The sequence below is a fragment of the Thermogutta sp. genome, assembly GCF_014359955.1.
Lineage (GTDB): Bacteria > Planctomycetota > Planctomycetia > Pirellulales > Thermoguttaceae > Thermogutta.
The window spans coordinates 1-4,757 of sequence record NZ_JACIYL010000309.1; the positions used below are offsets into that span (position 1 = coordinate 1).

Below are 4,757 nucleotides of genomic sequence, written 5' to 3' on the forward strand. Positions count from 1 at the left end.
GCGGGACGCAGGTTTTCAAAAAATCTTTTCTCCAGCTCACGCCTTGCGGATTTTCTCGCGTCCGCATTTAACGTTTTTCGTCGCATTCCGGGTATCGACGATTAAGGGAGCATGCTGAACGATAAAGTCATAGTCATAGACCGAATGGTCCGTAGCAATCAGCACGCAATCCTGGGAGGCCAGAAACTCCGCCGTCAGTTCAGAACTGGTCATTTCCGGAACGCGGAAGTGCCGCATCTTGGGTAGTTTGGGAATGTAGGGATCGTTGTACGTCACAACTGCACCGCCGTCCAGCAGCATTTCCATGAGCGCGAAGGACGGGCTTTCCCGGGGATCATCCACATCTTTTTTGTAGGCCATGCCCAGGATGCACACCTTGCTTCCTTTCAGTGGTTTCCCGTGTTCATTCAGCGCTTTGATGACCTGGTGGATGACATACTCGGGCATGGAAGTATTGATCTCGCCGGCCAGTTCGATGAAACGGGTGGTCATGCCGTGCCGCCGGGCGAGCCAACTGAGGTAGAAGGGGTCGATCGGAATGCAGTGTCCACCAAGCCCAGGACCGGGATAAAACGCCTGGAAGCCGAACGGCTTTGTTTTGGCCGCCTCAATCACTTCCCAAATATCGATCCCCAGTCGCTGGAAAAGGACCTTTAATTCATTGACCATTGCAATATTCACCGCCCGATAGGTGTTCTCCAGGATTTTGCAGGCCTCCGCCACTTCGGCACAGGATACCGGAATGACCTGCACCACGGCGTGGCTGTACAGGGCGGACGCCAGTTGCGTGCTCTTCGGTTCAATTCCACCAACCACTTTGGGAATCCGTTCGGCTGAATAGTTGGGATTGCCGGGGTCTTCACGTTCGGGGCTGAAAGCCAGATAAAAATCCTGACCGACTTTCAACCCGGTTGCCTCCAGAACCGGCAGCATGACCTGCCGTGTGGTGCCGGGATAAGTAGTGCTTTCGAGAACCACGAGCTGATCTCGTCGCAACACTTTGGCAATGGCCTCGGTTGTGCCCTCGATGTACTGGAGATCAGGGTCCCGGCTCTCATTGAGCGGGGTGGGCACACAGATGAGAATGGCGTCCGGCTCGTTAAGCCGCGACATATCGGCGGTCGCTTCAAATCGCCCGGTGCTGATCCATTCCTGAATCCACTGAGACGGTATATGCCCGATGTAACTTTGACCTGCGTTCAGCTTCTGGACTTTTGCCTCGTCAATATCAAACCCAATTGTCGAAAACCCCGCCCGGATGAACGCGCGAAGCAAAGGCAATCCCACATAACCCAGGCCAATGACGCCGACTTTGGCCTTTTTCTCCTGAATTCTCTGCAGGACCTCTTCGTACGTCATAACTTTGTGTCTCCCATGTGTCTGAGCTGCACACCCGTTGAGTTACCGGCACCCTGTATCAGCGACCACTGGCGTGATTGACGACAATCCCACAAGTGAGGGGTGTCGCCATCCAGGAAAAGCTTCCTGATAAGCTAATGTAGCATATTCCCTCGGCGGCGTACCGCGTTCGCCAAGACGAGACGTCCCACGCGAGACCGAGAGCGCTGGTCACAAACGCCTTGATGGGTTCCGGCTAGGCGGCTTTTTTCATCACGGGGGAGCGGGCACTACCCCGTCCACCACGACCGTTCGAATGCTCTGGCCATCGTTCTTTTCGCGGGAGATTAGGATCTTTCCGTCTGTATGCAACCCGCCGAATTGGAGGGACTGCGCCTCGTCTTTGGGAAGAAGCAGTGTGGCCGTTTCACCGGGCCAGTTCAGAACCAGCACAGACCCGCCTTCTTGTGGCTTCAATGTGACCTGGGGCGACCGATCGTTACCCATCCGATGCGGATGGTAAAGAGTGAGGAATTCAATTTGTGTTGATTTTTCCGGAGTTTCGGCCGTCAGATGCCATTCCCTGACTGTAATTCTCGGTCGGGGATTGGGATCGTATTCGTTTGTTTGCGTGAAACTCAGCCTTTCCGGCATCAGGAACTGGACGGGACATTCCACCTGACCCACTCGGGCAAGAACGCGGTTACCGTCCACCTGCATTTTCTCCGGGCTGTGCAGCCAGTACTGATATTTCACCGGACGCGTGGCAACCAGCCGATCGTAAATGACGATCCATTCCGGTTTGAGGAAGATGATCGTGCGGGTGAATCGCCGCAGGAGAGGTTGTCCCTTGCCCTGGGGATCGCCGGGATCTCGGTAGCAGGCACCTGCCTCGCCTTCCACAACGTCGATTTCTGGAGAGGTGTAAAAGGCCGTGATTTGCCCACGTGTCTCGGCCGAGTGGGGAACCTGCCCAATTCCATCGACTGTAATACTGTTCACCGATCGCGTGCTCCACATCCAGCGAGCGTGGTGGGCACTCGCGTACAGGTCCCGACGTCCGCTGGAGACAAAAAGACGCGCATTGTACGCCGTGAGGAGAAAAGAGTTGTTGGCGTCGTACCCGTGCGATTGGGTGCCAAAGGGACTCGATTTGAAAAGAATCTGGACGTTGTCGCGGGCATCGAGGAGGGTCGTATTCAGGGCAGCCTGGCCCGTTCCGCGAAATACCCGCGAAGTGGGCAAGTCGTCCGGTGGCCGGGATGCAACTTTGGGAAGTGTTCCGCGGACAAAATCCCAGAATTCCGTCGGTTGCGGCGGTCCGCCCATGCTTTCCACATACCACATCCAGTGGGGATTACGGGCCTGAACAGCGAAAATGGACATGAGCGGCACGTTACTGCGGGCCTCGCGAGTGCAGGCCAAATCGCCGAAACCGCCCGTCACGGCATGGGGAGGCATCAAGTACATCGCATAGTAACCCGCTTTGGAAAAATACGGCTTCTGGAAGGCGTTGATTCCGAACATGGCCCGCATGACATCGGCCCACCAGGTAAAGCGTTGCATGTAACTTGCCCAGTAGCTGGAACCTTCATGCCATCCGCCGTCGTCATCGCACCAGACCGGGTAGGTGTTGAAAAACACATTGAGGGCGAACCACGTCCAATCATCTGCCTCGGGAATTTCGCCGTGAAAAGTGATTCCCACTTCCCCCAGAAAATGCCAGGCCCGATTCGCATGACTGTTATACGGTCGCCAGAAATGCCGTGGACAGAGCGCGCGGTACATTTCCGCTCCCCGAATCCGCATGACCTCGCGGCATTTTTGACGCTCCTCTTCAGACAGCAGGTCATACACAAACGTGTAAGTGCGCGAGAAATAATAGGCGTAGGGCATTCCCGCTTCGTCGTTGTAGCGAAAACCTGTTGAGCCGACCGGGTCCCATTTGGCGCAGTCCAGGAGGATCCTTTTGGCAAGCTCTCCGTAGGGCTTGTGACCACCCACCCGATAGACGAAACCCAAAAGGGCCGACGTTCCCAGGGCGCGAATGGTGTATTCGCGGTTTCCCCACCAGATTTTCGCCCACTCGTCGCTCTTTCTTTCCACGGTGGGCGGATATTTGGGGGGTTCCTCCGTGCGCGGGGGATTGCGCAGGGCACTTTCGCACCTCGCCACGAGCCGTTCCCAGAGATCTTTCAACTCACCTTTCGCGGCTGCCCGCAATCGCGAAAGGTCCTCTGGTCGGATGAATAGACGCGGATGATCGGCTGGGATTCTCGCCAGCAACTCATCCCGTGGTGGCATCGGCATGGGGACGGCGTTTTGAGGGATCGTGAATTGCCGGACTCGGCTCCAGTTGGTGACGGCCGCCTGGTTGCGTCCACGGTACCGCCAGAAATACCGGGCTGCCCCGAAGGTCTTCGGCGGACAATGGACATTCCAGACGATTCCCCGTGCCTCGTAAACCACGCCCGCAAAATCGGGGTCCCGTGCCACCTGGAGTTCCCATTCTTGGATATTGGCCTGGGGACGCCAACTGAATGCCGGGGGATCCGTGGCCGAGATCGACTGATCCTCCGGACGGTAACCCCACTCGCCTGGTTGGATGGGCGATTCGTCAAGCACAAGTCGCGTTGGTTCTCCCGAAACGCGTGCGCCGACCCATAACACCGATGACAGGGCGAGGAGCGAACAGAAAGCCGTACCAGGGCCAGTCAGACGCTTCATCAAGGGGCCTCCCCGATCTACATGAATTGCACGCAATTCAAAAACAGTGGAAACGGTGCAGGTTGCACCGCGGGATTGATGCGAGTAGCCCTATTGTGATGTGGGACCTTCCAGTGTGCAAGTCACCGTGAGGGCCGCCTGTCGTGCGACTGCCAGATGTGCCGGATGGGAGCGTAGTCCGATTGCGCAAGTTAGGGGATTTGCTGCGGGTCCCACGCGTGGACGAAATCGACCAGGGCCAGTACATTCTCGACGGGCGTCGACGGAAGCACTCCGTGCCCGAGATTGAAAATATGTCCCGGACGCCCACGGGTTCGCTCCAATATGCGCCGGGCTTCTTCGAGAACGAACTCCCGCGACGCGCAAAGGACCGCAGGGTCGAGATTTCCCTGGATCGCGTGGTCTTCACCAACGGCTGCCCAGGCGTCGGCAATGTCCACCCGCCAGTCCACACCGATGACCTGTCCACCGACTTCAGCCTGAAGGGGAATAAGGGCTGGGTTGCCCGTCAGGAAATAGATGACAGGAACGCGCCGGGGCAAGTAGCCAAGCACGGCCTGAGTGTAGGGCAGAACAAACTGTCGGTAGTGTTGCGGAGCCAGACATCCTGCCCAGCTATCGAAGAGTTGGATGGCCTGCACCCCAGCGGCGACCTGGCCCTTCAGATACCGTCCCACGGATGGCACCAGACG

Annotated in this window: 3 protein-coding genes; all 3 read right to left on the reverse strand. The window is 57.3% G+C overall.

The window, feature by feature from the left end; genetic code table 11:
- Positions 1–36 precede the first annotated feature (36 nt).
- Positions 37–1,359 carry a nucleotide sugar dehydrogenase gene (locus H5U08_RS10410; RefSeq protein WP_297032756.1) on the reverse strand — a complete coding sequence of 441 codons (1,323 nt, stop codon included), beginning with the start codon at positions 1,357–1,359 and terminating at the stop codon, positions 37–39.
- Between the two features lie 252 nt (positions 1,360–1,611).
- Positions 1,612–4,065 carry a DUF4962 domain-containing protein gene (locus H5U08_RS10415; RefSeq protein ID WP_297032758.1) on the reverse strand — a complete coding sequence of 818 codons (2,454 nt, stop codon included), beginning with the start codon at positions 4,063–4,065 and terminating at the stop codon, positions 1,612–1,614.
- A gap of 191 nt (positions 4,066–4,256) precedes the next feature.
- Positions 4,257–4,757: uroporphyrinogen decarboxylase family protein (locus H5U08_RS10420; protein WP_297032760.1), on the reverse strand; the 501-nt coding region annotated here is incomplete at its 5' end.